The following is a 21,597-nucleotide window of genomic DNA, read 5'->3' as shown; positions in this document are numbered from 1 at the left end:
AGATCGTCGCCGGCACGACGAGCGTGCCCGACGACGACCGAGAGGAAACGATTCCACAACAGTATAACGACCGCATAGGAATCACGTGACGACCCGACTCCGTCGCCAGTGCGACTACTGCAGGTGTTCGTCCCGGCTGAAACGCGGGACGCGGCGCTCGATGTGCTCGAGGACGAGGGCCTCGATTACGTCCGAACGAACGAGAACAGCGACCGAGGCAACGGCGAACTCGTTACGTTCCCGGTCCCGACGCAGGCGGTCGACAGCGTGCTCACGTCGCTGCGTGAGGCCGGCGTCGAGGACGACTTCATCGTCGTCTCCTCGATCGAGACGGCTCGAACGCCGCGAATCGAGGAGCTCGAGGAACGGTACGTCAACGGCCAGGAGGAAGACGACAGCATCGCTCGCGAGGAGATCCGCACGCGGGCGCTGAACATGACGCCCGGTCGAGTCACCTACTACGCGATGACGGTCCTGAGCGCGATCGTCGCGACGGCGGGCCTGCTGTTGGACTCGCCGGCGATCGTCGTCGGCTCGATGGTGATCGCGCCCCAGGTCAGCGCCGCGCTGACGGGGACCGTCGGCCTCGTGCTCGACGACCGCGACATGATCGCCGGCGGCCTGACCTCGCTGGCGATGGGGCTCGTCGTCGCAATCGCCAGCGCCTTCGCCTTCGCGTGGCTGGTCCGGTCCGGCGGGATCGTTCCCTCGACGATCGACATCACGGCCATCGTGCAGGTCCAGAACCGGATCTCGCCGGGGCTGCTCGCGCTCGTGGTCGGCGTCTGCGCCGGCGCCGCCGGCGCGTTCGGCCTCGCGACGGCGATCCCCGTCTCGCTGGTCGGCGTGATGATCGCCGTCGCGCTCATTCCGGCGGCCGCAGCGGTCGGCATCGGGCTGGCTTGGGGCGAGACGACCGTCGCCGTCGGCGCCGGCGCGCTGGTCGCCGTCAACGCCACGTCGATCCTCTTCGCCGGTCTCGCGGTGTTCTGGTATCTGGGCTACCGGCCCGACGGCTGGACGCAGGGGTCGCTCCGGGCCAACGTCCCCGGTGAGTGGCTCGATACCCTCGTCATCGCCGCCGTCGTCGGCATGCTCGTCTTTGCCACCGGCGGGCTGGTCATCGGCCAGTACGTGAACCACCAGAACGCCGTCAACGACGAGGTGCGGACCGTCCTCGAGGACGACGCGTACGACGACCTCGAACTCGTCGAGGTGCGCACCGAGTTCGTCGGCCCCGGAACCGACGGTGAGCCGGCGGTCACCGTCGTCGTCCAGCGACCCGCCGACGTTCCGTATCCGACTCTCGTCCCGACCCTCGAGGCCGGCCTCGAGGACCGGACCGAGCGCGACGTGGCCGTGACCGTCGAGTTCGTCGAGAGCGGGTCCCCACGTGCCTCGTAGTCAGAAGCGGACCCCATGCCTCGTAGTCAATAGCCAGGCGCGAGACGCCTCGCGACCGCGAGCAGAGATCGACCGACGGCAGCGGCGCGTCATAGCAACCGCTCGAGATTGCTGAGAACGCAAGGGGTTTAGGCGCTCTATCCCAACCCTGATACATGAGCGAACAGCCTCGAGTCGAGATCTATACCAAGGAGGACTGTCCGTACTGCGAGAAGGCCAAGGACCTGTTCGATAGCAAGGACGTCGAGTACGAGACGTACAACGTCACGGGCGACGACGACCTCTTCGAGGAGATGGTCGAGCGCGCCGACGGTCGCAAGACCGCACCCGAAGTGTTCATCGACGACGAGCTCATCGGCGGCTGGGACGACACCAGCGCGCTCGACGAGACCGGCGAACTGGACGAGAAGCTCGGTATCGCCGACGACGTCGAGGACGGCGAGGTCCTCGAACACCGGAAACTGATCATCGCCGGCACCGGGATCGCCGGCCTCACCGCCGCGATCTACGCCGGTCGATCGAACAACGAGCCGCTGGTCATCGAGGGCGACGAGCCCGGCGGCCAGCTCACCCTCACCACGGACGTCGCGAACTACCCCGGCTTCCCCGAGGGGATCAGCGGGCCCGAACTGGTCAACAACATGAAAGAGCAGGCCAAACAGTTCGGCGCTGAACTGGAGAACGGCATCATCGAGTCCGTCGATTCGGACCAGCGGCCGTTCCGCGTCGAGTTGACCAACGGCGACGTCTACACCGCCGACGCCGTCATCGCCGCCTCCGGCGCCAGCGCTCGGACGCTCGGTATCCCCGGCGAGGACGAGCTTATGGGCTACGGGCTCTCGACCTGTGCGACCTGTGACGGCGCGTTCTTCCGCGGCGAGGACATGCTCGTCGTCGGCGGCGGCGACGCTGCCATGGAGGAGGCCACCTTCCTGACGAAATTCGCCGACACCGTCTACATCGCCCACCGCCGCGACGAGTTCCGCGCGGAGGACTACTGGGTCGACCGCGTCCACGAGAAGGTCAAGGAAGGGGAGATCGAGATCATGAAAAACACCGAGGTCATCGAACTCCACGGCTCCCAGGAGGAGGGCGTCGACCACGTCACCCTCGTCGAGAACGACCAGGGCCATCCCACCGATCGGCTCGACGACCCCGAGACCGACGAGTTCGAGTTCGACGTCGGCGCCGTCTTCTTCGCCATCGGCCATACGCCCAACACCGACTACCTCGAGGGCACCGGCGTCGAGATGGACGCCGACGGCTACCTGAAGACGAAGGGCGGCGACGGCGGCGGCCAGACCGAGACCCACGTCCCCGGTATCTTCGGCGCCGGCGACGTCGTCGACTACCACTACCAGCAGGCCGTCACCGCTGCGGGCATGGGCTCGAAGGCCGCGCTGGACGCCGACGAGTACCTCGAGGACGTAGAGCGCGCCGACTCGAGCGTCGAAGAAGTCGAACCGGCCGCGGCCGACGACTAATTCACAACGGTTCACCACGCGCTGACTGGTTCACCACGGGCTGACTAGCGCTCGAGTACGAGTGCGGGGAATCCTGGAATACGTCGACCCGATTCTGTCTGTTTCACCGGCCGAGGCGTCAGTATCCGATCGCTGACAATGGACGAGAAGACCGAGCGGTCACGGAACGGGATCGATCCGGTGAGAGGAAAAGACTACATGCACACCGATAGGCAGTCAAGACGTGACATCGATCGCACCGCTGTTCGTCCCGACGCCCGGGGCCCCGGAACTGCTGATCATCGTCGGGGTCGCGATCCTGCTGTTCGGCGCACAGAAGATCCCGAAACTCGCGCGATCCATCGGTGAATCGACCGGCGAGTTCAAGAAAGGCCAGGCGAAAGTCGAGCAGGAACTCGAGGAGTACCGAAACGACGCCGCTTCCGCCCCCGACGTGGAGACGGAGACGGCTACCGAGACACAATCGTAATCTCGCGCTCGAGAACGGCCACTCTCGATCGGCCGTCCCTTTTCCTCGCATCCGATACCACTCGCGATGCCTGTTCGTCTCTCAAACGAAGCCTCGCTCTCGATCGGCGCGCTTGAGCGTCGGACGTGTGCTGACAACCTGACGGCGGACGCCGGGAAAAACCGATTCGCAGTCGCTCAGAAGCGGGGTCCGTCGACCTCGCGTTCCATCTCGGTTGCGCGAACCGCGCCATCGCCGCCGGAGAGTTCGCGGTACGTCGAACAGTTCGGACAGCCGTGGACCTCGTCGTTCACGCCGAACACCCGAACGAAGTCGCTCGTCACGTACGCGTCGCAGTTGCCACACGTTGGCATGAGTTACGTCACGCTTTCGAGCAAACGCTGATAAACATATCGGTGGTTTTCATAAGTTGCTGACGGGAGACGATTGTATCCCAGTCATTTCACGTCCGAGTCTGCTCGAGCGCGGCGATACGCAGAGTCCGTTCTGCTGTTGGGAGGAAAGCACCGGCACCGAGAACCTTGCGAGCGACCTGAGGCGTACCACTGTTGACACTCGCGTACAGCGATTCCGGTGAAGAGCTCGGTGCAATATCAGTCGTCGGTCGGACTCGAGTGACCGGGACGGAGAACGACGACGGGCACACCCCTCGTTTTCAGTGAAAACGAAAACCCGTAGGTGCGGAGATTGAGCCATAGTATAAAGAAAACGCTGATCGAAAGTGTTGCGTACTGAAGTCCATTTTCAGAGTCTGTTGGTCCACAACTACACTACTACTTTACCGATACAATAAATAATATAATAACGCGATCAAGGGGCTCGGGCTGCGGGCGGACTACGGACCCCCACTTACGCGGCCGTTCACTGAAAACGAGGGGTGTGTGTGCCGTCACCGTCCACGACCCGATCAGTGGGTCACTCACTCTCGTGGCCCGTCTCGAGTCTTTCACTGAAAATCCGGTTCGGTGCGTTTATCACTCGCGTCGGGAAAGTCTTCGCTAATGGGAACTGATCCGATCCCGACGCCCTCGATCGAGGAACTCCAGGACGATCCGATGGCGGACGGAACGACGTCTATTTTCCGTCGTCGGGAACTCCTTCGGCCCCAGCACGTGCCCCAGAAGGACCGCATCGTCGGTCGCGACCGCGAGATCGAGACCGTCGAGGCGCTACTCAAACCGGCGGCCTTCGGCGATCCGCCCGAGAGCGGCTTTCTCTTCGGGAAGACGGGGACCGGCAAGTCGCTCGTCGCCAAACATGTCACCGGTCGCGCACGCGGCATCGCCCAGATGCAGGAGACCGATCTGACCGCCGCGTACGTCGACTGCGATCAGTACAACACGGAGACGCGAGCCGCCCGCAAGATGGCCTTCGAGGTCCGGGACGCGATCGATCCCGACCGCTACATCCCCAAGGACGGCGTCGGCGCGAGTCGCTACTACGACGCGCTTTGGGACGGCGACGGCCTCCTCCACGAGTCGGACTCGCTGATCGTTATCTTAGACGAGATCGACAAACTCGGCGACGATACCGCCGAAATTCTCTCGAAGCTCTCCCGCTCCGAGGAGGCCGGCAAGACGGGCTGTTACATCGCGGTCGTCGCGATCAGCAACAAGACTGACTACACCGACGCGCCCGACGAGCGCGTCGCCTCGAGTTTCCAGGACGATCCGATCATCTTCCCGCCATACGATGCGACCCAGCTGCAGGCGATCCTTGAGCGCCGCAAGGACGCGTTCAAGGACGGCGTCCTCGAACCGGGCGTGATCGAACTGGCCTCGGCGCTCGCCGCTCGCGACCACGGCGACGCCCGCCGGGCGCTGGACATCCTCCGCTCGGCCGGCAAGCTCGCGGAGAAGGACGGCAGTGATCGAGTGACCGAAGACCACGTGCGCAAGGCCGACGAGTACAGCGATCTCAACCGCTCCATTCAGGTCATCAAGAACGGGACGCCCCACTCTCGCTACGCCCTTTACGCGCTGGCGTACCTGACGAAGTCCAAACTCTCGGATTCCTTCTCGACGGGCGAAGTCTACGACACCTACTGCGTCGTCGCCGACGTCGTCGCCGGCGAGTCGCTGACCCACCAGCGGGTCCTCGATCTGATGAAGAAGTGGACGCTGCCGGAGATCACCGAGAGCCGGCACACCGGCGGCGGCAAGGGTCAAGGCAGCTACCGGACCCACCGGCTGCTGCACGATCCCGATGTCGTGATGAGCGCCTGCCTCGAGTCCGCGAGCGACCAGCGCAACGTTCTGGACGCGCTCTCCGAATCCTCGATATAACGATATCTCGCTGCTGCTCGTCGACGATCTTCACTGAAAACGAGGGGTGTCCGATCGATCCGGCCGCTGTGAGTTCGCTCTCGTTTCACTGCGGCTCCGAGTTCGCTTCACTGAAAATGAGGGGTGTCTACCCACTCTGGATCGCTACGAAGGCAACCGGTTCACTGAAAACGAGGGGTGTCCTCCCAGACCGTCGTCTCGATGTCCACCGTCCTCGTCCGCCAAATTCGACAATTCGAAACGACGGCCCATATATAAGATGTCCAGTAATTCAGCCGATCGTCTTAGTCGGTCGACTGTCCAGTCACCGTATGGAACACCACTACGGCGGACCCGAACTTCCCTCGAGTCACAATCGACTCCGCGAGAAAACGGCGTGTCGAACCTGTGAATCCCAAATCGGGCCCCGCGACCGGCGACTGACGTGGCGAGTTCGCGACGGCGCGGACGTGTTCGAGTACCACTACTGCAGCGACGAGTGTCTGCAGGCGGCCCGCGACAGACACCGCCAGTAGCCGAGCTGCACACCCCTTCGGGAGATCGAATCCTCTCGTCGATCAACGGTGTCGGCCGCGACGGTTTTCTCCGCTGGCTTCCCCTTTATCGTCGGTCCGTGACCGCATCAGATAAGAAGAGATCTCTGTAGGTTACGACCGCCTCAGAACGGGAACAGCGAGTCGGCCTCGAGGTCACGTTCGATCAGTTCGATCTCGTGGCCGTCCTGGTCTTTCGTGAAGGCGTACATGTTGTCGTTGCTCTCCGGGTCCCGGTAGTCGGGGGCCTCGCGCTCGAGCAGGGCCTCCCAGTCTTCGGTCAGATCGTCGACGCGGACACAGAGGTGGCCCCAGGCGTCGCCCATATCGTAGCTGCGGCCGTCGTAGTTGTAGGTGAGTTCGACGGACATCGCCTCGGCCGGGGCGTCGCGGGGCTCGACGAAGTAGTTCGCGAAGGTGTCGGCCTCCCAGCGGCCGACCTCGTCGTACTCGAACTTGCGGGTCCAGAAGCCAAGCGCCTCGTCGGCGTCCTCGACGCGGATCATGGTGTGGTCGATCGACCACAGGGCGCCCTCGTCGGGGTCGCGCTGGACGATCTCGATCTCGTGGCCGTCTGGATCCTTGACGAAGGCGTAACTCCCACCGCAGGACTCGGGGTCGCGGTAGTCCTCGACGCCCTCGTCCATTAGCTGCTGGTAGTACTCCTCGAGTTCGCCGTCGGGCACTCGCACTGCGATGTGGCCCCAGGCGTCGCCCACCTCGGGCTCCTCGCCCTCGTTGTGGGTGATCTCGAGCATCGCGCCCTCCTCGTGCATCTCCTCGGGACCGAGGTAGACGATGGTGAAGCCGTCGCCCTCGAAGCGATCCTTCTCCTCGTACTCGAGGTGGGTCTGGTACCAGTCGAGCGACTCCTCGAGATCCGAGACGCGGATCATCGTGTGGTCGAGCGTTCCGTCCATACGCGAAACGACGCCTGCGACCTCAAAAAGCGTGGCGAAGCCGGCGGTCTACTCAGTCGGGCGGTCTGCCTCGGCGGGCTCCTCGAGCGAGTCAGCGGCGACCGGGTTGAGCCCCTTGCGGGCGGCGTCGAGTTCCGACAAGCCGCGGACGAGAGCGATGAGCAGGAGTACGCCCAGCGGGAGGAAGAACAGCGGCGAGACGCCGAGGTAGCCGTTGAGCAGGTAGCAGATCACGACGACGAACATGACGGTCGCGGCGTAGGGAAGTTGCGTGCGCACGTGATCGATCAGGTCCGCGCCGGTAAAGGTCGCGGAGAGCACCGTCGTGTCGGAGATCGGTGAGGCGTGGTCCCCGAAGATCGCGCCGGAGAAGACGGCGCCGACGATGACCGGCATGATATCGAACGTTCCGGTGAGGTCGTAGGCGAGTTCGATGGCGATTGGCGTCACGATCCCCATCGTCGCCCACGACGACCCCATCGTGAACGCGATGAAAGCGGCGACGAACAGGATCACGATCGGGAGCAACTCGACCGGGATCGCGTCGCCGACGACTCCCGTCACGTATTCGCCCGTCCCGAGTTCCTCCGCGACGGCGCTGATCGTCCACGCGAGCACGAGGATCGTCACGGCCGTCAGCATGAGTCGGAACCCGTCGAGGATAGTGTCGACCGCGGTACCGAGATCGAACAGATCGTAGGCGAGCCCGATCGCGATGGCCGTCGCGACCATGGCGAACGAGCCCCAGATCAGCGCGCCGGCGAAATCCCCGGAGCCGACGATATCGACGAAGACCTGAACCGCATCTTCCTCCGCCGCAGCGGTGCCGATCGCCGTCGACGCGCCTTCCTCGGCCTGCGTCGACGTCCACGACTGGTAGCCGGTCCAGAACGCGCCCGCGAGCGTCACCGCGATGAGCACGACCACCGGCCCGAAGAACGTCCGCAGCATCGGCCGGTCCTCGATCGGTTCGCCGAGGTCCTTCTGGACTTCCTGCAGCGGCTGGGCGTCTTCGCGGCTGACTGCACCGGTCGAGGACGCGCGGTGTTCGGCGTCGAGCATCTCGCCGTAATCCCGGCGCGTGATGACGATGATTCCGACCATCACGATCGCCAGCAGGGCGTAGGTGTTGTACGGGATCGACCAGAAGAACGTCTCGAAGGCCGTCGGCGCGCCCTCGGCCCCGAGCCCATCGTAGGCATCGCTGATCAGCGAGAGCTGGAAGGCGACCCAACTCGAGAGGCCGATCGTCGCGACGGGGGCTGCCGTCGAGTCGACGATGTAGGCGAGTTTCTCGCGGGAGATGCGCAGCTGGTCGGAGATCTCGCGCATCGTGGAGCCGACGATGGCCGTGTTGGCGTAGTCGTCGAAGAACATGGCTATTCCGAGGATCCACGTCGTAAAGCCGACCGCACGCTGGGTGCCGAGGTGAGCCGTCGCCCACTCGCGGACCGCGGTCGCGCCGCCGAGGCGCCAGATAAGCGCGACGCCCGATCCCAGCAGGAGGGTAAACAGCAGGATCTGGACGTGAAAGCCGTCGTCGGCGATGATCGCGCCGACGATCCAGTTGAACGTCTGTGCGATGCCGAGGCTTTCGGTGTAGATTACCGCTCCGGACCAGATGCCCAGGAACAGCGAGAGCATCGGCCGCCGAGTCACGATCGCGAGCCCGATCGCGAGCAGCGGCGGAAGGAGCGAAAACACGCCGAAGTCAGACATACCTGATCGATCGTCGGACTGCCTGATAATGCCACTGATTGTAGTATTATCCGATTATAGTACCGAGTTTTGATAGTTGGATGGCTAATTCGACCGTTCCTCGAGGAGCTCTTCCCGCCGCAGTCACAGACGCAATTAGTATGACCGGGGAGTCAGCCGCGGGACGCTCCGTGTTAGTAATCGACCGAGACGAACACGATACAGACGACGACACCGGCGAGAGCGGCGATACCGACGAACGCCTCGTCGAAGTATCCCCGGTCGGCGACCGCTCCGAAGAGGAACGGACTCAGCGCGCCGAGCGCGAGGTAGACCGTCCGAAGCGCGCCCAGGTTCGTCCCCTGGGTCCCGTCCGGTAGCCGCTGGGTGAGATCGGAGATCACGATCGTTTCGAATCCCAGGAGGCTACTCGCGAGCACGGTCAGCAGGCCGAAGAGCCACACCTCTCCGACAACGGGGAGCGCGAGAAGGGCCAGCCCGGCCGTCCCCATGATCAGGAGGAGGGGCGCCCGAACGCCGATACTGTCGTAGGCCCGTCCGGCGACCGGCTTCATCAGGATGCCGAGCGCGAAGAAGAAGCCGAACAGGACGTTCGCGACCTGCGCCGAGAGGCCCTTTACGTCGATCAGATACGTCGGATAGAAGCCCATGAACGCCTGAATAATGACGGCCCACAGCACGAGCAGCGCGGTCCCACGGAGGACGACCGGTTGCGACAGCGTCGGAACGATGCCCTCGAGATCAAGGGACTCGCTCAGCGGCGCCGCCGTTGACGACTGTTCCGGAAGCGTCAGCCAGAGGCTGACGGCCGCGATCAGAAAGAGCGGAACGGCGGCACCGAAGCTGTACTGCCAGGCCAGCGCGGTCGCGATGAATCCGGCGGCCGGCGGCATCACCGCGTTCCCGACGTCGCCGGCGGCCATCGTCGCGCCCGTCGCCGTGCCGAGCTGGTCGGGGTAGATTTTGTTCAGGATCGTGAACCGGGAAACGCCGTACAGCGCCGTTCCACCGCCGAACAGGGCCGTCGCGAGGAACAGGAGGAGCGTCGAGTTGACGACGATGACGAGCGCGAGCATCGCCGCCGCGAGGAGGGACCCGGCGACCAATAGCAGGCGCTCTCCGACCCAGTCGGCGAGGATGCCGCCCGGTAGCTGCCCGAACGCGTAGGCGATCCAGAGAACCGACAGGAGCAGGCCGGACGTCGTGAGCGTAAGCGAGTACGTGTCGCGGATATACGGCAACAACGCCGGGTAGATCATCCGGACGCTGATCGAGAGAAACCAGCCGAAGGCGACGGAGAGAAGTATCTTTCCGCGCCCGCCGCTCGAGAGATCGCTAATAACGCGTTTCAGTTTCGAAGTGTAGCACACAGGCGGGAAGCGTCACCTAGGATGTGAGTTCTCGGTCGCGCTCTTCAGTGTTGTTATCCGCCAGACGGCACCCGGAAACGGAGGCGTCACGACGCGCTCGCTGCGAGAGATCTACCGGCGCAGAATCAGTTTCAGCACGTCTTCGTCCTCGAGAACGTGATCCTTCCCGACCTGCTGTTGGTCGTGGGTGGCGCTGGGGCCCGTGACGCGGGCGAAGCGGAACCGCTCTTCCATCTCGCCGCCGAGCTTCTCGATGGCCTCGCCGACGGTCGTCCCCCGCTCGATGACCAGCGGCTCCTCCCAGTCGATGCCGCGACCGGGTTTGTCCATGTAGACGCGGATCAGGCCTAGGTTCTCCCAGATGCGGTCCTTGAGCACTTCGAGGCCCCTCTCCTGCTCGGCGCTGATGAACGTGACCTCCTCGGGATCGAGGTCGCGCTCGCGTAACTGCTCGTCGACGGTCTCCTTGTAGTCGGGTTCGATCAGGTCGACCTTGTTCACGCAGGTGATCGAGGGGATGTACTCGCGGTTCTCCATCAGGCCGTCGACCAGTCGGTCGATAGTGACGTTCTCCTGGAGGTTGACGACGGCGTTGACGTAGCCGTGCTCGCGGAGGACCTGCTTGATCGTCTCCTCGTCTAGGTCCTGCTCGGTGCTCGAGGTGATCTTGATCCCGTCTTTGATCTTCGGCCGCACGGTCACCCGCGGCGGCTCCCGGTCGACGCGGATGTTGATGTCGTACAGCTCCTCCTGCAGGCGGTCGTACTGGTCGATCTCGAACACCGAGAGCATGAAGACGATGAGGTCGGCGTTGCGGACGACCGCCAGCACCTGCTGCCCGTCGCCCCGGCCCGACGCTGCGCCCTCGATCAGCCCGGGGACGTCCAGCATCTGGATGTTCGCCCCGCGGTGCTGGAGCATCCCGGGGTTGACATCCAGCGTCGTGAACTCGTAGGACCCCGTCTCGCTTTCGGCGTTGGTCATCGAGTTCAGCAGCGACGACTTGCCGACGCTCGGGAAGCCGACGAGAGCGACGGTAGCGTCGCCGTGTTTCTCGACGGAGTAGCCGGTACCGCCCCCGGCCGAACTCTGGTTCTGGAGCTTCTCCTTTTTCTCCGCGAGCTTGGACTTCAGCCGGCCGATGTGGGCCTCCGTCGACTTGTTGTAGGGCGTGTTGGCGATTTCGTCTTCGATCTCCTCGATCTCCTCCTCGAGCCCCATTTGTCAGTATCCAACCGCCCGCGCCGAAAAACACTTTCCATGCGCGCCGTCGCACGGCCGTGGTCCCCGTCGGGCGTCCGGGCCGGCCGTCAGGTCGCCTGGCCCAGTTATCAGGTGACCGATCCGGTCGTCAAACGGCCGAATCCCGTCGTATGCCGAGGCCTCGAGCGAAGTCGGCCGACGGCGGTCGATCGGTCCGTGGGACGACAGACGCCAGTTTCGACGGGTATAACCGATACGCGACTGACCGTTCGGGTAATGCCAGACGCGGCGCGGCTTCGCGACAGCACGCAGATCGTCCTCCCTCGGGAGACCCTCGACGCCGTCGAGCCATCGCTTTCCGACGAGTTTACCGTCACCGTCGTCCCGGAGGGAGACCGGCAGTGTCGCGTCATCGGAAGTCCCGTCGAGATCAAGGCCGCAAGCGAGTATCTCGCGCGCCGCGGTGTCAGTATGCGCTGAGAGTCCGTCACGCTCGCGAGTCAGATTCTCGTCTCCTCCCTCGCTTCTCAGGTTTTCACGGCTCTCTCCGCTGCTTTCAGTTCCGCGGCCGCTCCGAGCCGACTCGAGGGGGACCGACACGCATTCAGTGGAACCGGCCGTAGCGGCGGCCGTGAACGTCTTCGAACGGTTCCAGACGTTGTTCGTGATGGCGGGGATCGCCGTGGGTCTCGGGGCCGCGCAGGTGTCCGGCGTGCCCGCCCTCGCCGACCGGCTCATCTTCCCGTTCCTGATGGTGATGCTGTTCGCCGCCTTCGCCGGCATCCCCCTCGAGGGGCTGCGGCGAGCGTTCGGGAACCGGCGAGTCGTCGGCTCGAGTCTCGCGGTGAACTTCGTCTGGAATCCGCTGCTGGCGGTGGGGCTCGGCGCCGTCTTCCTCGCCGATCACCCGGCGCTGTGGGTCGGGCTGCTCATGTTGCTCGTCACTCCCTGTACCGACTGGTACCTCATTTTCACCGATCTGGCCAACGGCGACGTTCCGCTGGCGACGTCCCTATTGCCGTACAACCTCGTGCTCCAGTTGGTCTTGCTCCCGGTCTACCTCTACGCCTTTGCGGGCACGCTCGTCGACCTCCGGTTGGGGATCCTCCTCGAGGGGATCGCGCTGGTGCTGGTCGTCCCGCTCGTCCTCGCCGCCGTCGCGCGATATGGCCTGACGACGCTGAAGAGCCGAGCGTGGGTGACCGACGTCTTCCTGCCGAAACTGGGCCCCGTCCAGATCGTCTTCCTCTCGCTCGCGGTCGCCGCGATGTTCGCCTCGCAGGGCGACCTCGTCCTCGAGCGCCCGGACGTGCTTGCTCTGCTCGCACTCCCCGTGCTCGCGTTCTACGCGATCAACTTCTCGCTCGGGCTCGTGATCGGCCGGCTGCTCGACTTCTCCTATCGCGAGGTCGCCTGCTTCAACTGTACGATCCTCTCGCGAAACTCGCCGACGGCGCTGGCCATCGCCGTCGTCGCCTTCCCGAACGAACCGCTGATCGCGCTCGCGCTGGTGATCGGTCCGCTGCTCGAGTTGCCGCTGCTATCGGTGGTCGCGAGTCTGCTGCGACGGCTCGAGGCCCGCGGCTGGGACCGCGTCGGTCGGCCGCTCGGGTAATCTCGAGTTCCCGGTTCCGCCGTCTGAACCGACTCGAGCGCCACCCCGGATCGACGGGGCGTCGTCTGGCGCTCGGGGCTACCGCTCGGGGTGCGTCGGCGCATCGAACCCGCCGCGCACCAGCGGTTTCGCGATGTGACGTCGCGCACACGGCGGCACCTCGTACCAGCCGACCTCGAGGTCGCGCTCGAGCGGGCGCTCCGCTTTCCCGTCGGCGCTCGTCCCGCAGTCCCGGCAGCGGTAGCCCTGATTCCGGCCGGCGCTCTCCATCCGGCGCTCGCAGTCCGGACAGGTCGGCGTCACGCGCTCGGTCGTCACGAGGTCCCGAACCGCGAACTTCTCGAGTTTGAGCGTTCCCCGCGAGACCTCGCCGCAGACGGTGAGTCGGTCGCCGACCCGGAGTGCCCGGACGCGGTCGCGAAACCGTTTCGTCGGCTCGAAGGCGGTGCACTCGAGGCGCTCGCGGTCGTCACCTCGAGTGGCGGTATCGCCCACGGCCTCGAGGGTAACGAAGACGTGCCCGCCGCGGCGCGTCTCCGGTTCGCTCGCGACGCGGCCGTCGGTCCGGTAGGCGCGGTCGTCCTCGACGGTCGCCAGTTTCGCATCCCGCAGGTGGACGTCCGTTCCCTGATTCGTGACGAACAGCTGGCTCGAGGCGACGGATTCGCCCTCGATACGGTCGGCGACGTTGCGGACGGCGTCGGGGTCGTCGCCGCGGATCCCGTGGAGGATCGGCCCGGGCGTGTGGGGGACGCAGACGGTCTCGCTCTCGCCGCGGTCGACCGTGTCCCAGACCTCGGGGTAGCCGCGATCGGCGGCGACGAAGACGCTCTCGCGGTCGACCTCGCGGGGCGTCCCCCAGCGGTCGGACTCGCGGTAGGAGATGTGCTCGTGGGTCCACTCCTCGAGGGCGTTCCAGGCGCCGACGGCGGCCAGCGCACCGATCCGGCCGCGGCCGTCGCCGACCGACCACGAGCGGTAGCCGCGGCGCTCGAGGAGATCGACGGCCTCCGAGATCTCGAGATGGTCCCGGATGGCTCGCCGGGTGAACACGCTCACCTCGCCGGGGACGGTGGCGGGATCCTCGTCGGTGACCACCAGCCCCGGGTGGGTCCGCTCGTCGGCGGTTTCGGCCAGCGCCTCGAGGCGCTCGCGTGCGACGTCGAACGCCCGGTCGGGCTCGGCGTCGGTATGGATCGCCAGCGCGGCGTTCCCCCGCGTCTTGTACTCGACGGCGGGATTGAGTCGCACGAGCAGGCACCGCTCGACCGCACACCCCTCGCGGCGCAGTCGCTCCGCGATCCGCGCGGCGACGTAGGTCGTACACATCCCGCGGTCGCGGGAGTCGGTATCGTCGAGTCCGACGACGGTCATCGCCGGCGATTGGACCGGCGTCGGGTAACGCCTTTCGGGACGGACCGAGGATTCGGCCGACGTGCCGAAACGGCGACGAGCCGGTCGGTGACAAAACGGTCGGCGACGACTCGGATCAGTCGCCGGCTCTGTCGCCGCCGGAGAACGGAAACCCGTATATAAGTATACTGTCGGTACGGGGGCGAACCGCGACACGGCACCCGGACATCCCGGGGAAAACGTCTTATACGAGGAATAGCTTACATCCCCCTATGTCCCGCTCCGCACTGGTCGGCAACGTAACCGCGATGTTAGAGGACGCGGGATTCGTGGTCAGCGACCGGTGTGCGATCCGGCCGAAGAGTTTCGACATCGCTGCGCGCCGGGGAGAGGACCTCATTCTGGTCAAGATCCTCGGCAACATCGACGCGTTCAACGAGGCGACGGGCCACGAGATGCGACGGCTCGGAACCTACCTCAACGCGACGCCGCTGGTCATCGGTCTGCGGAGTCGCGACGAGGACCTCAAACCCGACGTGACCTACTTCCGACACGGCGTCCCCGTCCTCAGCCCCGACACGGCGTACAACCTGTTCATCGAGGAGGTGCCGCCGCTGATCTACGCAGCACCCGGCGGCCTCTACGTCAACATCGATGGCGACTTGCTCGCCGACGAACGCCAGGACAGGGATTGGAGCCTCGGCCAACTGGCCAACGAACTCGGCGTCTCCCGCCGAACCGTCTCGAAGTACGAGGACGGCATGAACGCCTCCGTCGAGGTCGCGATGGAACTCGAGGACCTGTTCGACGCGCCACTGACGAGCCCCGTCTCCGTCCTCGAGGGGGCCGACGACGTCCACGAGACGGAGGCGACGCCGGACGACCCCGAAGCCGACCCCGACGACGAGGAGGTCGTCGCCGTCCTCACGCGGGCCGGCTACGAGGTTCATCCGACGCTTCGCTCGCCGTTTAAAGCCGTCAGCCACGAGGAAGAAGAGAAGGACGACGACGTCGTGCTTACCGGCCACTCCGAGTTCACGAAAGCCGCGGAGAAGCGCGCCCGCATCATGAGTTCGATCGGCCACGTCACCCACACCCACTCGGTCTACGTCGTCGACCGCGCCAAACAGGAGTCCGTCGACGGCACCGCGCTGGTCGAACGCGAGGAGCTCGAGCAACTCCGCGACGCGGCCGAACTGCGGAAGGTCATCCGCGAGCGCGCCGAGCACGAAGAGGCGGCCTGAGGTCGCCGTTCCCGTTCCTGTTGTCGTTTCTGTTCCTCCACGTTCGTCAGCCTCGCCTTCGTTCTCGGAGCCGAATCGCGCCTCGAGCCACCGAATCGATTCGATGCCAACACCTTTCAGTGGGGTAAAATAGCTATTGCGTAGAACACGATGCCGATACAGACCGCCGTTCCCCTCGCCAGCCGCCGGCGCGCGCTCCTGACGCTCGTCGTGGCGGCCGCGTTGCTCGCGTTTAATTACGGTTCGAGCATCGAGACCGTCTCCGAGGCGGCCCTCGCCGTGGCCGCGTACCTCGTCGTCGGCTACCTGACGCTCACCGCAATGGATCTGCTCTTCGACCGATTTCTGTGGCGGAACTGAGCTCCTTGAGCGGGTTCCGCCGAGAACGAGTGCAGCGGCGAGAGCAGCAACTGACCGCGTCGTCGCGATAGAAAGCCGTCGATTGAGACCCGTCCCGTCGATCGAGCCGCGCGTTCGCGGCGATTACGCGGCGCCTTCGCCGTACGTCTCCTCGAGATACTCGACGATGTCGTCGCTCTCGGACATCCCCTCGACGCCGTTTTCTTCGTCGGTGATGACGGGGACGCCGGTCTGGCCGCTGACCTTCTCGACTTCGGTCCGCTCGTCGTGCGAGCGGGGGACTTCGATTACGTCGTACTCGAGGTCGAGGTCGTCGAGTTTCGAGCGGACTTTCGCACAGTACGGACAGCCGGGCAGTTCGTACATCGTGATGTCGGCCATACTGTACTATGCTCGGGTCTCGAGTCGTAAGAACGCAGTGGTTGCGGCGGTCCGGTCGGACGAAATCGCCTCGAGCGGCGCGTTAGCCGAGCATGCCGCTCGTGTAGACGTAGAAGTACCCGACGAGAACCAGCGCCATGAGCCACTGCCCGTGCCGGACGTCGTCGAACTCTCCGGTCGCGGCTTTGATGATCGGGTACGCGATGATCCCGGCCGCGAGTCCGTTGGCGATCGAGTAGGTCAGCGGCATAATGGTGATCGTCAGACCGGCGGAGACGGCCCACGCCGGGTCGTCCCACTCGACGTCGAGGACGCCCTCGAGCATGATGATCCCGACGACGACCAACGCGATGAACGAGGCGTAGGCGGGGATCATCGCGACCAGCGGAATGAGCACGAGCGAGGCGAGAAAGAGGAGGCCGACGACCAGCGCCGTCAGTCCCGTTCGGCCGCCCTCCTCGACGCCGGTTGAGGACTCGACGTACGTCGTGACCGTCGAGGTGCCGACCATCGCGCCGACGGTCGTCCCGACGGCGTCGGCCATCAGCGGCCGGTCGATGTCGGGGAGGTTCCCGTCCTCGTCGAGGAACTCACCGAACTGGGCGACGCCGATGAGCGTGCCGGCGGTGTCGAAGAAGTCGACGAAGAAGAACGTGAAGACGACCAGGACGAACGTGAGCGGATCGACGCCCTGGAGGCCGTCGACGAACGCGAACAGCAGCGGCGAGATGTCGTACTGAGGCGACGTGACGACCGCGAACGAGAGCTCACCGCCCTCGCTGACGAGCGCCGTCGGAAGGACCGACGCGCCCGCGATCCCCGTCAGATAGGTGAGCCAGCCGACGACCGTCGTCGCGACGATCCCGATGATGATCGCGCCGGTGATCCCGCGCGCCCAGAGGACGAACGTCAGGAACAGCCCGAACAGGCCGAGCAGCGCCGCCGGACTCGTCGCGAGATCACCGAGGGTGACCGCGGTGTCCGGATCCGGAACGACGACCGACATCTCGAGCAGCCCGATAAACAGGAGGAAGATCCCGATCCCGGCGCCGACGGAGAACTTCACCGGCTCGGGAAACAGCCGAATCACGTACTCGCGGGCCCCGACAGCCGTGATAACGATGAAGATAATCCCCTCGACGAAGACCGCGGCGAGGGCCGTTTCCCACGGGATTCCCATCCCGAGAACGACCGTGTACGCGAAGAAGACGTTCAGCCCCATCCCCGGCGCGAGGCCGAAGGGCCGATTCGCGTAGAAGGCCATCACGAAGATGGCGACGGCCGACGCGATGATCGTCCCGATGGCGACCATCTGGACGACCTCGATGTATTCGTATCCCTGAATCTGAATCGCGTCCGCGAGAATAAACGGATTGACCAGAATAATGTACGACATCGCGAGGAACGTCGTGACCCCCGCGACGAGTTCGGTACCAACGTCGGAGTCGCGTTCGTCGACCCCGAAGTAGTCGTCGAGCGTATCAGATGCCCCCATATTGGACGGTCGAGCATAGCCATACTGGTTAGTTAAAGGTTCTCGTCCGCCCTCGCCGCGTATCGATACATATTCGTGGATACCATTTGTCGACCCGGTTTCGTGAGAAACGTGACGTGTTCTCACTGACCACGAGTGGCGGACCCGAACCCTCTTATCGGATTCTGAAAAATCCACCGTCCATGCAACGCGAGCGAGCCGTCCCGTCGACCGTCGATGCGGTGACCGGGACGAGGGGCGGAACGAATCGAACAGTCGAACGACCGCCGGGTGAGACGGCGTGATCGAGGACCGCGAGCGGGTGGCGACCACCGACGCGCGCGACCTCGCCCTCGAATGCGTCGAGACCGGTATCGAGGCCGGCCATCCACGGCGCGTGATCCGTGAGGCGGTCACTCTCGAGGGTAGCGAGACTCCAGTGGAATCTCGAGAAGGCGGCTCCGCCACCGACGATACCCTCCGTATCGCGGACGAGAGCTACGATCTCGAGGCGTACGACGAGGTGATCGTTCTCGGCGGCGGAAACGCCGCCGCACACGTCGCCGCGGCCCTCGAGGACGTCCTCGGCGATCGGATCGATGGCGGCGTCGTCGTCACGGACGATCCCGTCGACACCGAGCGCGTCACCGTTCTCGAGGGCGACCACCCGGTCCCGAGCCAGCGCGGCGTCGAGAGCACGCGAGAACTGCTCGCGGCCGCCGACGCGGCCGACGAGGGGACGCTCGTGCTGGCGCCGATCACCGGTGGCGGGAGCGCGGTCATGCCCGCCCCCGCGGGCGACGTCTCGCTCGCGGCGCTCCAGGAGACGACGGACGCGCTGCTCGAGAGCGGTGCCGACATCCACGAGATCAACGCCGTCCGGAAACACTGCTCGGCGCTGAAGGGCGGCCGGCTGGCCCGCCGGGCGGCCCCCGCGACGGTCGTCTCGCTGCTCCTGAGCGACGTGGTCGGCAACGACCTGAGCGTGATCGCCAGCGGCCCCTTCGCTCCCGACGCGTCGACCTACGAGGACGCGCTCGCGGTCGTCGATCGGTACGGGATCGACCTCCCCGACGCCGTCGCGGACCGCCTCGAGCGCGGCGCGGCCGACGAAATCGACGAGACGCCGGGGCCCGACGACCCCGCCTTCGAGACCGTGCCGAACCACGTCGTCGCCGACGGCCTGACGGTCCTCGAGGCGGCCCGCGACGCGGCCGCCGAGCGAGGGTACGAGACGCTGATCCTCTCCTCGCGGATCCGCGGGGAGGCCCGCGACGCGGCCACGACCCACGTCGCCGTCGCAGAAGAGGTGCAGGCGACGGGGACTCCCGTCTCGACGCCGGCGGTGATCCTCTCGGGCGGCGAGACGACGGTGACGGTCCGGGGCGACGGCGCGGGCGGGCCGAACCAGGAGTTCGCGACGAGCGCCGCCCTCGACCTCAAGGGCGGGATCACCGTGGCCGCCGTCGACACGGACGGGATCGACGGCTCGACCGACGCTGCGGGGGCGATCGTCGACGAGACGTCGGTGGACGACAGCGAGCGGGCCCGCGAGACGCTCGCGAACAACGACGTCTACCCGTACCTCGCCGAGCGCGGGGACCTGATTCGCACCGGTCCGACGGGGACGAATTTGAACGACCTGCGCGTGATCGTCGTCGAGTAGCGCTCACTGACGCCGCTCGAGCGCCGACCGGTACTGTTCTGACATCGCGTCTCGGCGGCGTTCGCGAGCCAACGTATTTGACCTCGGGGCGTGTACCCATGTATCATGAGATTCGTCATCGTGGGGTACGGACGGGTCGGGTCACGAACCGCACGGATCATGACCGAGGAGGGGCACGACGTCGTCGTGGTCGACAACGATCCCGACCGGATCGATCGGGCCGAATCCGACGGGTTCGAGACGGTTCAGGGCGACGGGGCCGACGAAGCGACGCTCGTCGATGCGGGGATCGAGGACGCCGCCGCCATCGGCACCTTCACTCCCGATCTGAACGCCAACTTCGCGGCCTGCATGGTCGGCGACCACCACGGCTGCCGGACCGTCCTCCGGATCGACGAGGACTACCGCCAGGACATCTACGAGAAGTACGCCGCGGACGTCGACGAGATCATCTACCCCGAGCGCCTCGGCGCCGCCGGAGCCAAGACGGCCATGCTCGGCGGCGACTTCAACGTCGTCGCCGACATCGCGTCGAACCTGCAGCTGACCGTCCTCGAGATCGACGACGACTCGCCGGCGGTCGGCAAGCGAATGAGCGAACTCGAGCTCCCCGGTGGGGCACGGATCTACGCCCACGGGCGGGCACGCGAGTCGCTGACGATCCCGCTACCGGGAACCGAACTCGCCGCCGGCGACGAGATCGCGGTCATTACGGAGACCGACCGCGCCGAAGAGGTCCGGGAGACGCTCTTGCCCGCCAGGGCCTGAGGCGCACATCGCAGTGGAGCGGCGGTACTGGACGCTGTTAGCAGCGATACCGAACGCTGTCGGCGGCAGCGCCGGGAGCACGGTCGAACGTTCGCACCAAACCAAAGGGGGAGCGAGTGGGAAGGAAGACTGGCGCGCGGATGGGGTGGAAGGTGGGATGGGGAGCGCCCGGCAAGTGCGCGCCGGTTTCGACCACACACTCTGACGGCATAAAACCGCGTCAGACGGCCGAATGACGATAGTCAGACCCGAATTAGCTGTCGGTTTCGGGACGGAAGACGAGGACGTTCTGGTGGACCATCGACGGCACGAACGAGAACGGATAGCCGTAGACGTGGAGGTCCTTCGTCGGATCGTACCAGATCAGGTTCGCCGCGAGGGTCACCGGCGCGGTCGATTCGATCGCCCGCGCGAGGTCGGCGGAAAGGAACTCGTAGGACTGCTCGCGGTACATGTCGCCGATGAAGACGACGAGGTGGCCGTCCGGCGCGACCGCATCGGTAAAGCGCTCGAACTTCGCGGCCATGTCCTCGAGCCACTCCGCTTTCGTTCCGGTTTCCGTCTCCGCGTCCGTTTCGGTCGCCGTCCCCTCGTCGGCCGCCGTCTCCTCACCGTCGCCCTCGTCGGGCGCGGCGGCCGCGTCGAACGCCCCCAGTTTGCTCTCTCGAGTCGCGCGTTCGTTGCGCGTCTGCTCGAGTTCGTCCATGTGCCAGTAGGGAACGTCGGTCAACAGGAGGTCGACCGAGCCGTCGTCGATCTCGTCGATCAGGTCCGCGCAGTCGCCGTGGCGCATCTCCTGGCCGGCGAGCGGCGGCTCGCCGCGCTCGCGGCGCTCCTCGTTCTCGCGCTCGAGGGCCGTCTCGTAGAGCTCGATCCATCGGCGATTCCGCTCGAAGCCGATGGCCTCGCGCAGCCCGGTCCCCTCGTGTTCACAGAGGCTCGCCCCGAGCAGCGTGCCGCCGACGCCGGCGAACGGATCGAGGACGGTGTCGCCGGCCTTGCTGAACCGGCCGATCAGTTCGGCACAGAGCCGCGGCGGCTTCTGGCCGCCGTGTTCGCTGCGCAGGTCGTGCTGGAGGGCCGGCGGATAGCTCTCGGCGATCACCGATTTCGTCGCGTACTTCCACTCCTTGCCGGTGAGGTCGTTGACCCGGTTTCGCTCGTCGTAGATCCCCCGCCCCTCGACGTAGCGCTGGTGGTCGGCCAGTTGGTCGGTGTCGATCACCTCGCCATCTTCCACCGGGAGCGACTCCTCGCGGGCGCGCTCGGCGTCGAAATCCCCGTCGTCGTCGGTGAACAGGCGGCTCTGGCGATGCTGGCCCCCCTCGTCGTCTGCCATATTCTTCGCA

The 21,597-nt window shown here is 65.6% G+C and carries 20 protein-coding genes; 11 read left to right on the top strand and 9 right to left on the bottom strand.

Features of this window, described 5'->3' with window-relative positions; genetic code table 11:
* Positions 1-108 precede the first annotated feature (108 nt).
* From HTUR_RS12030 to HTUR_RS12020, 3 genes are all read left to right on the top strand, one after another.
* Positions 109-1,404, top strand: a complete 1,296-nt coding sequence (locus HTUR_RS12030) for a DUF389 domain-containing protein (protein WP_012943599.1) — start codon at positions 109-111, stop codon at positions 1,402-1,404.
* A gap of 155 nt (positions 1,405-1,559) precedes the next feature.
* On the top strand, positions 1,560-2,888 hold the full coding sequence (locus tag HTUR_RS12025; RefSeq protein WP_012943598.1) for an FAD-dependent oxidoreductase: 1,329 nt from the start codon (positions 1,560-1,562) through the stop codon (positions 2,886-2,888).
* A gap of 223 nt (positions 2,889-3,111) precedes the next feature.
* A complete protein-coding gene (locus tag HTUR_RS12020) occupies positions 3,112-3,357 on the top strand; it encodes a Sec-independent protein translocase subunit TatA/TatB (protein WP_012943597.1) in 246 nt (81 codons plus the stop codon).
* Positions 3,358-3,533: 176 nt separating this feature from the next.
* On the opposite strand, the gene HTUR_RS27390 is transcribed toward HTUR_RS12020, so the two are convergent.
* Positions 3,534-3,710 (bottom strand): DUF7563 family protein, encoded by a 177-nt coding sequence (locus HTUR_RS27390; protein ID WP_012943596.1) that lies wholly within the window; start codon positions 3,708-3,710, stop codon positions 3,534-3,536.
* Between the two features lie 648 nt (positions 3,711-4,358).
* Between HTUR_RS27390 and HTUR_RS12015 the strand changes: the two genes are divergently transcribed.
* A complete protein-coding gene (locus tag HTUR_RS12015) occupies positions 4,359-5,642 on the top strand; it encodes a Cdc6/Cdc18 family protein (RefSeq protein ID WP_012943595.1) in 1,284 nt (427 codons plus the stop codon).
* Positions 5,643-5,953: 311 nt separating this feature from the next.
* A complete protein-coding gene (locus tag HTUR_RS12010; protein WP_012943594.1) occupies positions 5,954-6,157 on the top strand; it encodes a DUF7576 family protein in 204 nt (67 codons plus the stop codon).
* 143 nt (positions 6,158-6,300) lie between these two features.
* Here the strand turns inward: HTUR_RS12010 and HTUR_RS12005 are convergent, their stop codons facing one another.
* The 4 genes from HTUR_RS12005 to HTUR_RS11990 form a co-directional block, all read right to left on the bottom strand.
* Complete coding sequence (locus HTUR_RS12005; protein WP_012943593.1) at positions 6,301-7,095, bottom strand: VOC family protein; 795 nt, start codon at positions 7,093-7,095, stop codon at positions 6,301-6,303.
* 48 nt (positions 7,096-7,143) lie between these two features.
* On the bottom strand, positions 7,144-8,814 hold the full coding sequence (locus HTUR_RS12000; protein ID WP_012943592.1) for a Na+/H+ antiporter NhaC family protein: 1,671 nt from the start codon (positions 8,812-8,814) through the stop codon (positions 7,144-7,146).
* A 173-nt stretch (positions 8,815-8,987) separates the two neighbouring features.
* Positions 8,988-10,184, bottom strand: coding sequence for an MFS transporter (locus HTUR_RS11995; protein ID WP_012943591.1), 1,197 nt, complete (start codon positions 10,182-10,184; stop codon positions 8,988-8,990).
* A 111-nt stretch (positions 10,185-10,295) separates the two neighbouring features.
* Complete coding sequence (locus HTUR_RS11990) at positions 10,296-11,405, bottom strand: OBG GTPase family GTP-binding protein (RefSeq protein WP_012943590.1); 1,110 nt, start codon at positions 11,403-11,405, stop codon at positions 10,296-10,298.
* 258 nt (positions 11,406-11,663) lie between these two features.
* Between HTUR_RS11990 and HTUR_RS11985 the strand changes: the two genes are divergently transcribed.
* Entirely contained in the window at positions 11,664-11,867 is a 204-nt protein-coding gene (locus tag HTUR_RS11985; RefSeq protein ID WP_012943589.1) for a VNG_1110C family protein, read from the top strand.
* A 151-nt stretch (positions 11,868-12,018) separates the two neighbouring features.
* Positions 12,019-13,002: an arsenic resistance protein gene (locus tag HTUR_RS11980; protein ID WP_012943588.1), complete on the top strand. Its 984-nt coding sequence runs from the start codon at positions 12,019-12,021 to the stop codon at positions 13,000-13,002.
* A gap of 78 nt (positions 13,003-13,080) precedes the next feature.
* Here HTUR_RS11980 and HTUR_RS11975 read toward each other — a convergent pair whose 3' ends face one another.
* Positions 13,081-14,376 (bottom strand): tRNA(Ile)(2)-agmatinylcytidine synthase, encoded by a 1,296-nt coding sequence (locus tag HTUR_RS11975; RefSeq protein ID WP_012943587.1) that lies wholly within the window; start codon positions 14,374-14,376, stop codon positions 13,081-13,083.
* Positions 14,377-14,627: 251 nt separating this feature from the next.
* Here HTUR_RS11975 and HTUR_RS11970 point away from each other — a divergent pair, with 251 nt between their 5' ends.
* Positions 14,628-15,599 carry a transcriptional regulator gene (locus HTUR_RS11970; RefSeq protein ID WP_012943586.1) on the top strand — a complete coding sequence of 324 codons (972 nt, stop codon included), beginning with the start codon at positions 14,628-14,630 and terminating at the stop codon, positions 15,597-15,599.
* A gap of 150 nt (positions 15,600-15,749) precedes the next feature.
* Positions 15,750-15,959, top strand: coding sequence for a hypothetical protein (locus tag HTUR_RS11965; RefSeq protein WP_012943585.1), 210 nt, complete (start codon positions 15,750-15,752; stop codon positions 15,957-15,959).
* 123 nt (positions 15,960-16,082) lie between these two features.
* Here HTUR_RS11965 and HTUR_RS11960 read toward each other — a convergent pair whose 3' ends face one another.
* Complete coding sequence (locus HTUR_RS11960; RefSeq protein WP_012943584.1) at positions 16,083-16,340, bottom strand: glutaredoxin family protein; 258 nt, start codon at positions 16,338-16,340, stop codon at positions 16,083-16,085.
* Between the two features lie 82 nt (positions 16,341-16,422).
* Positions 16,423-17,835: an NCS2 family permease gene (locus HTUR_RS11955; RefSeq protein WP_012943583.1), complete on the bottom strand. Its 1,413-nt coding sequence runs from the start codon at positions 17,833-17,835 to the stop codon at positions 16,423-16,425.
* Positions 17,836-18,115: 280 nt separating this feature from the next.
* Between HTUR_RS11955 and HTUR_RS11950 the strand changes: the two genes are divergently transcribed.
* Both HTUR_RS11950 and HTUR_RS11945 read left to right on the top strand, forming a co-directional pair.
* Positions 18,116-19,480 (top strand): glycerate kinase type-2 family protein, encoded by a 1,365-nt coding sequence (locus HTUR_RS11950; protein WP_012943582.1) that lies wholly within the window; start codon positions 18,116-18,118, stop codon positions 19,478-19,480.
* Between the two features lie 105 nt (positions 19,481-19,585).
* Positions 19,586-20,248: a potassium channel family protein gene (locus HTUR_RS11945; protein ID WP_012943581.1), complete on the top strand. Its 663-nt coding sequence runs from the start codon at positions 19,586-19,588 to the stop codon at positions 20,246-20,248.
* Positions 20,249-20,501: 253 nt separating this feature from the next.
* Here the strand turns inward: HTUR_RS11945 and HTUR_RS11940 are convergent, their stop codons facing one another.
* Positions 20,502-21,587: a DNA methyltransferase gene (locus HTUR_RS11940; protein WP_012943580.1), complete on the bottom strand. Its 1,086-nt coding sequence runs from the start codon at positions 21,585-21,587 to the stop codon at positions 20,502-20,504.
* Positions 21,588-21,597 lie beyond the last annotated feature (10 nt).

Origin of the sequence: Haloterrigena turkmenica DSM 5511 (assembly GCF_000025325.1) — an archaeon.
GTDB lineage: Archaea > Halobacteriota > Halobacteria > Halobacteriales > Natrialbaceae > Haloterrigena > Haloterrigena turkmenica.
The sequence above is the reverse complement of the archived record's forward strand: the minus strand, read 5'-3'. Positions and strand labels throughout refer to the sequence as shown.

Coding starts and splice junctions, on each gene's coding strand:
- HTUR_RS11970 (WP_012943586.1), top strand. CDS start 14,628: ATGTCCCGCTCCGCACTGGTCGGCAACGTAACCGCGATGTTAGAGGAC.
- HTUR_RS11990 (WP_012943590.1), bottom strand. CDS start 11,405: ATGGGGCTCGAGGAGGAGATCGAGGAGATCGAAGACGAAATCGCCAAC.
- HTUR_RS11960 (WP_012943584.1), bottom strand. CDS start 16,340: ATGGCCGACATCACGATGTACGAACTGCCCGGCTGTCCGTACTGTGCG.
- HTUR_RS27390 (WP_012943596.1), bottom strand. CDS start 3,710: ATGCCAACGTGTGGCAACTGCGACGCGTACGTGACGAGCGACTTCGTT.
- HTUR_RS12015 (WP_012943595.1), top strand. CDS start 4,359: ATGGGAACTGATCCGATCCCGACGCCCTCGATCGAGGAACTCCAGGAC.
- HTUR_RS11965 (WP_012943585.1), top strand. CDS start 15,750: ATGCCGATACAGACCGCCGTTCCCCTCGCCAGCCGCCGGCGCGCGCTC.
- HTUR_RS11940 (WP_012943580.1), bottom strand. CDS start 21,587: ATGGCAGACGACGAGGGGGGCCAGCATCGCCAGAGCCGCCTGTTCACC.
- HTUR_RS12010 (WP_012943594.1), top strand. CDS start 5,954: ATGGAACACCACTACGGCGGACCCGAACTTCCCTCGAGTCACAATCGA.
- HTUR_RS12005 (WP_012943593.1), bottom strand. CDS start 7,095: ATGGACGGAACGCTCGACCACACGATGATCCGCGTCTCGGATCTCGAG.
- HTUR_RS11955 (WP_012943583.1), bottom strand. CDS start 17,835: ATGGGGGCATCTGATACGCTCGACGACTACTTCGGGGTCGACGAACGC.
- HTUR_RS11945 (WP_012943581.1), top strand. CDS start 19,586: ATGAGATTCGTCATCGTGGGGTACGGACGGGTCGGGTCACGAACCGCA.
- HTUR_RS12025 (WP_012943598.1), top strand. CDS start 1,560: ATGAGCGAACAGCCTCGAGTCGAGATCTATACCAAGGAGGACTGTCCG.
- HTUR_RS11985 (WP_012943589.1), top strand. CDS start 11,664: ATGCCAGACGCGGCGCGGCTTCGCGACAGCACGCAGATCGTCCTCCCT.
- HTUR_RS11975 (WP_012943587.1), bottom strand. CDS start 14,376: ATGACCGTCGTCGGACTCGACGATACCGACTCCCGCGACCGCGGGATG.
- HTUR_RS12000 (WP_012943592.1), bottom strand. CDS start 8,814: ATGTCTGACTTCGGCGTGTTTTCGCTCCTTCCGCCGCTGCTCGCGATC.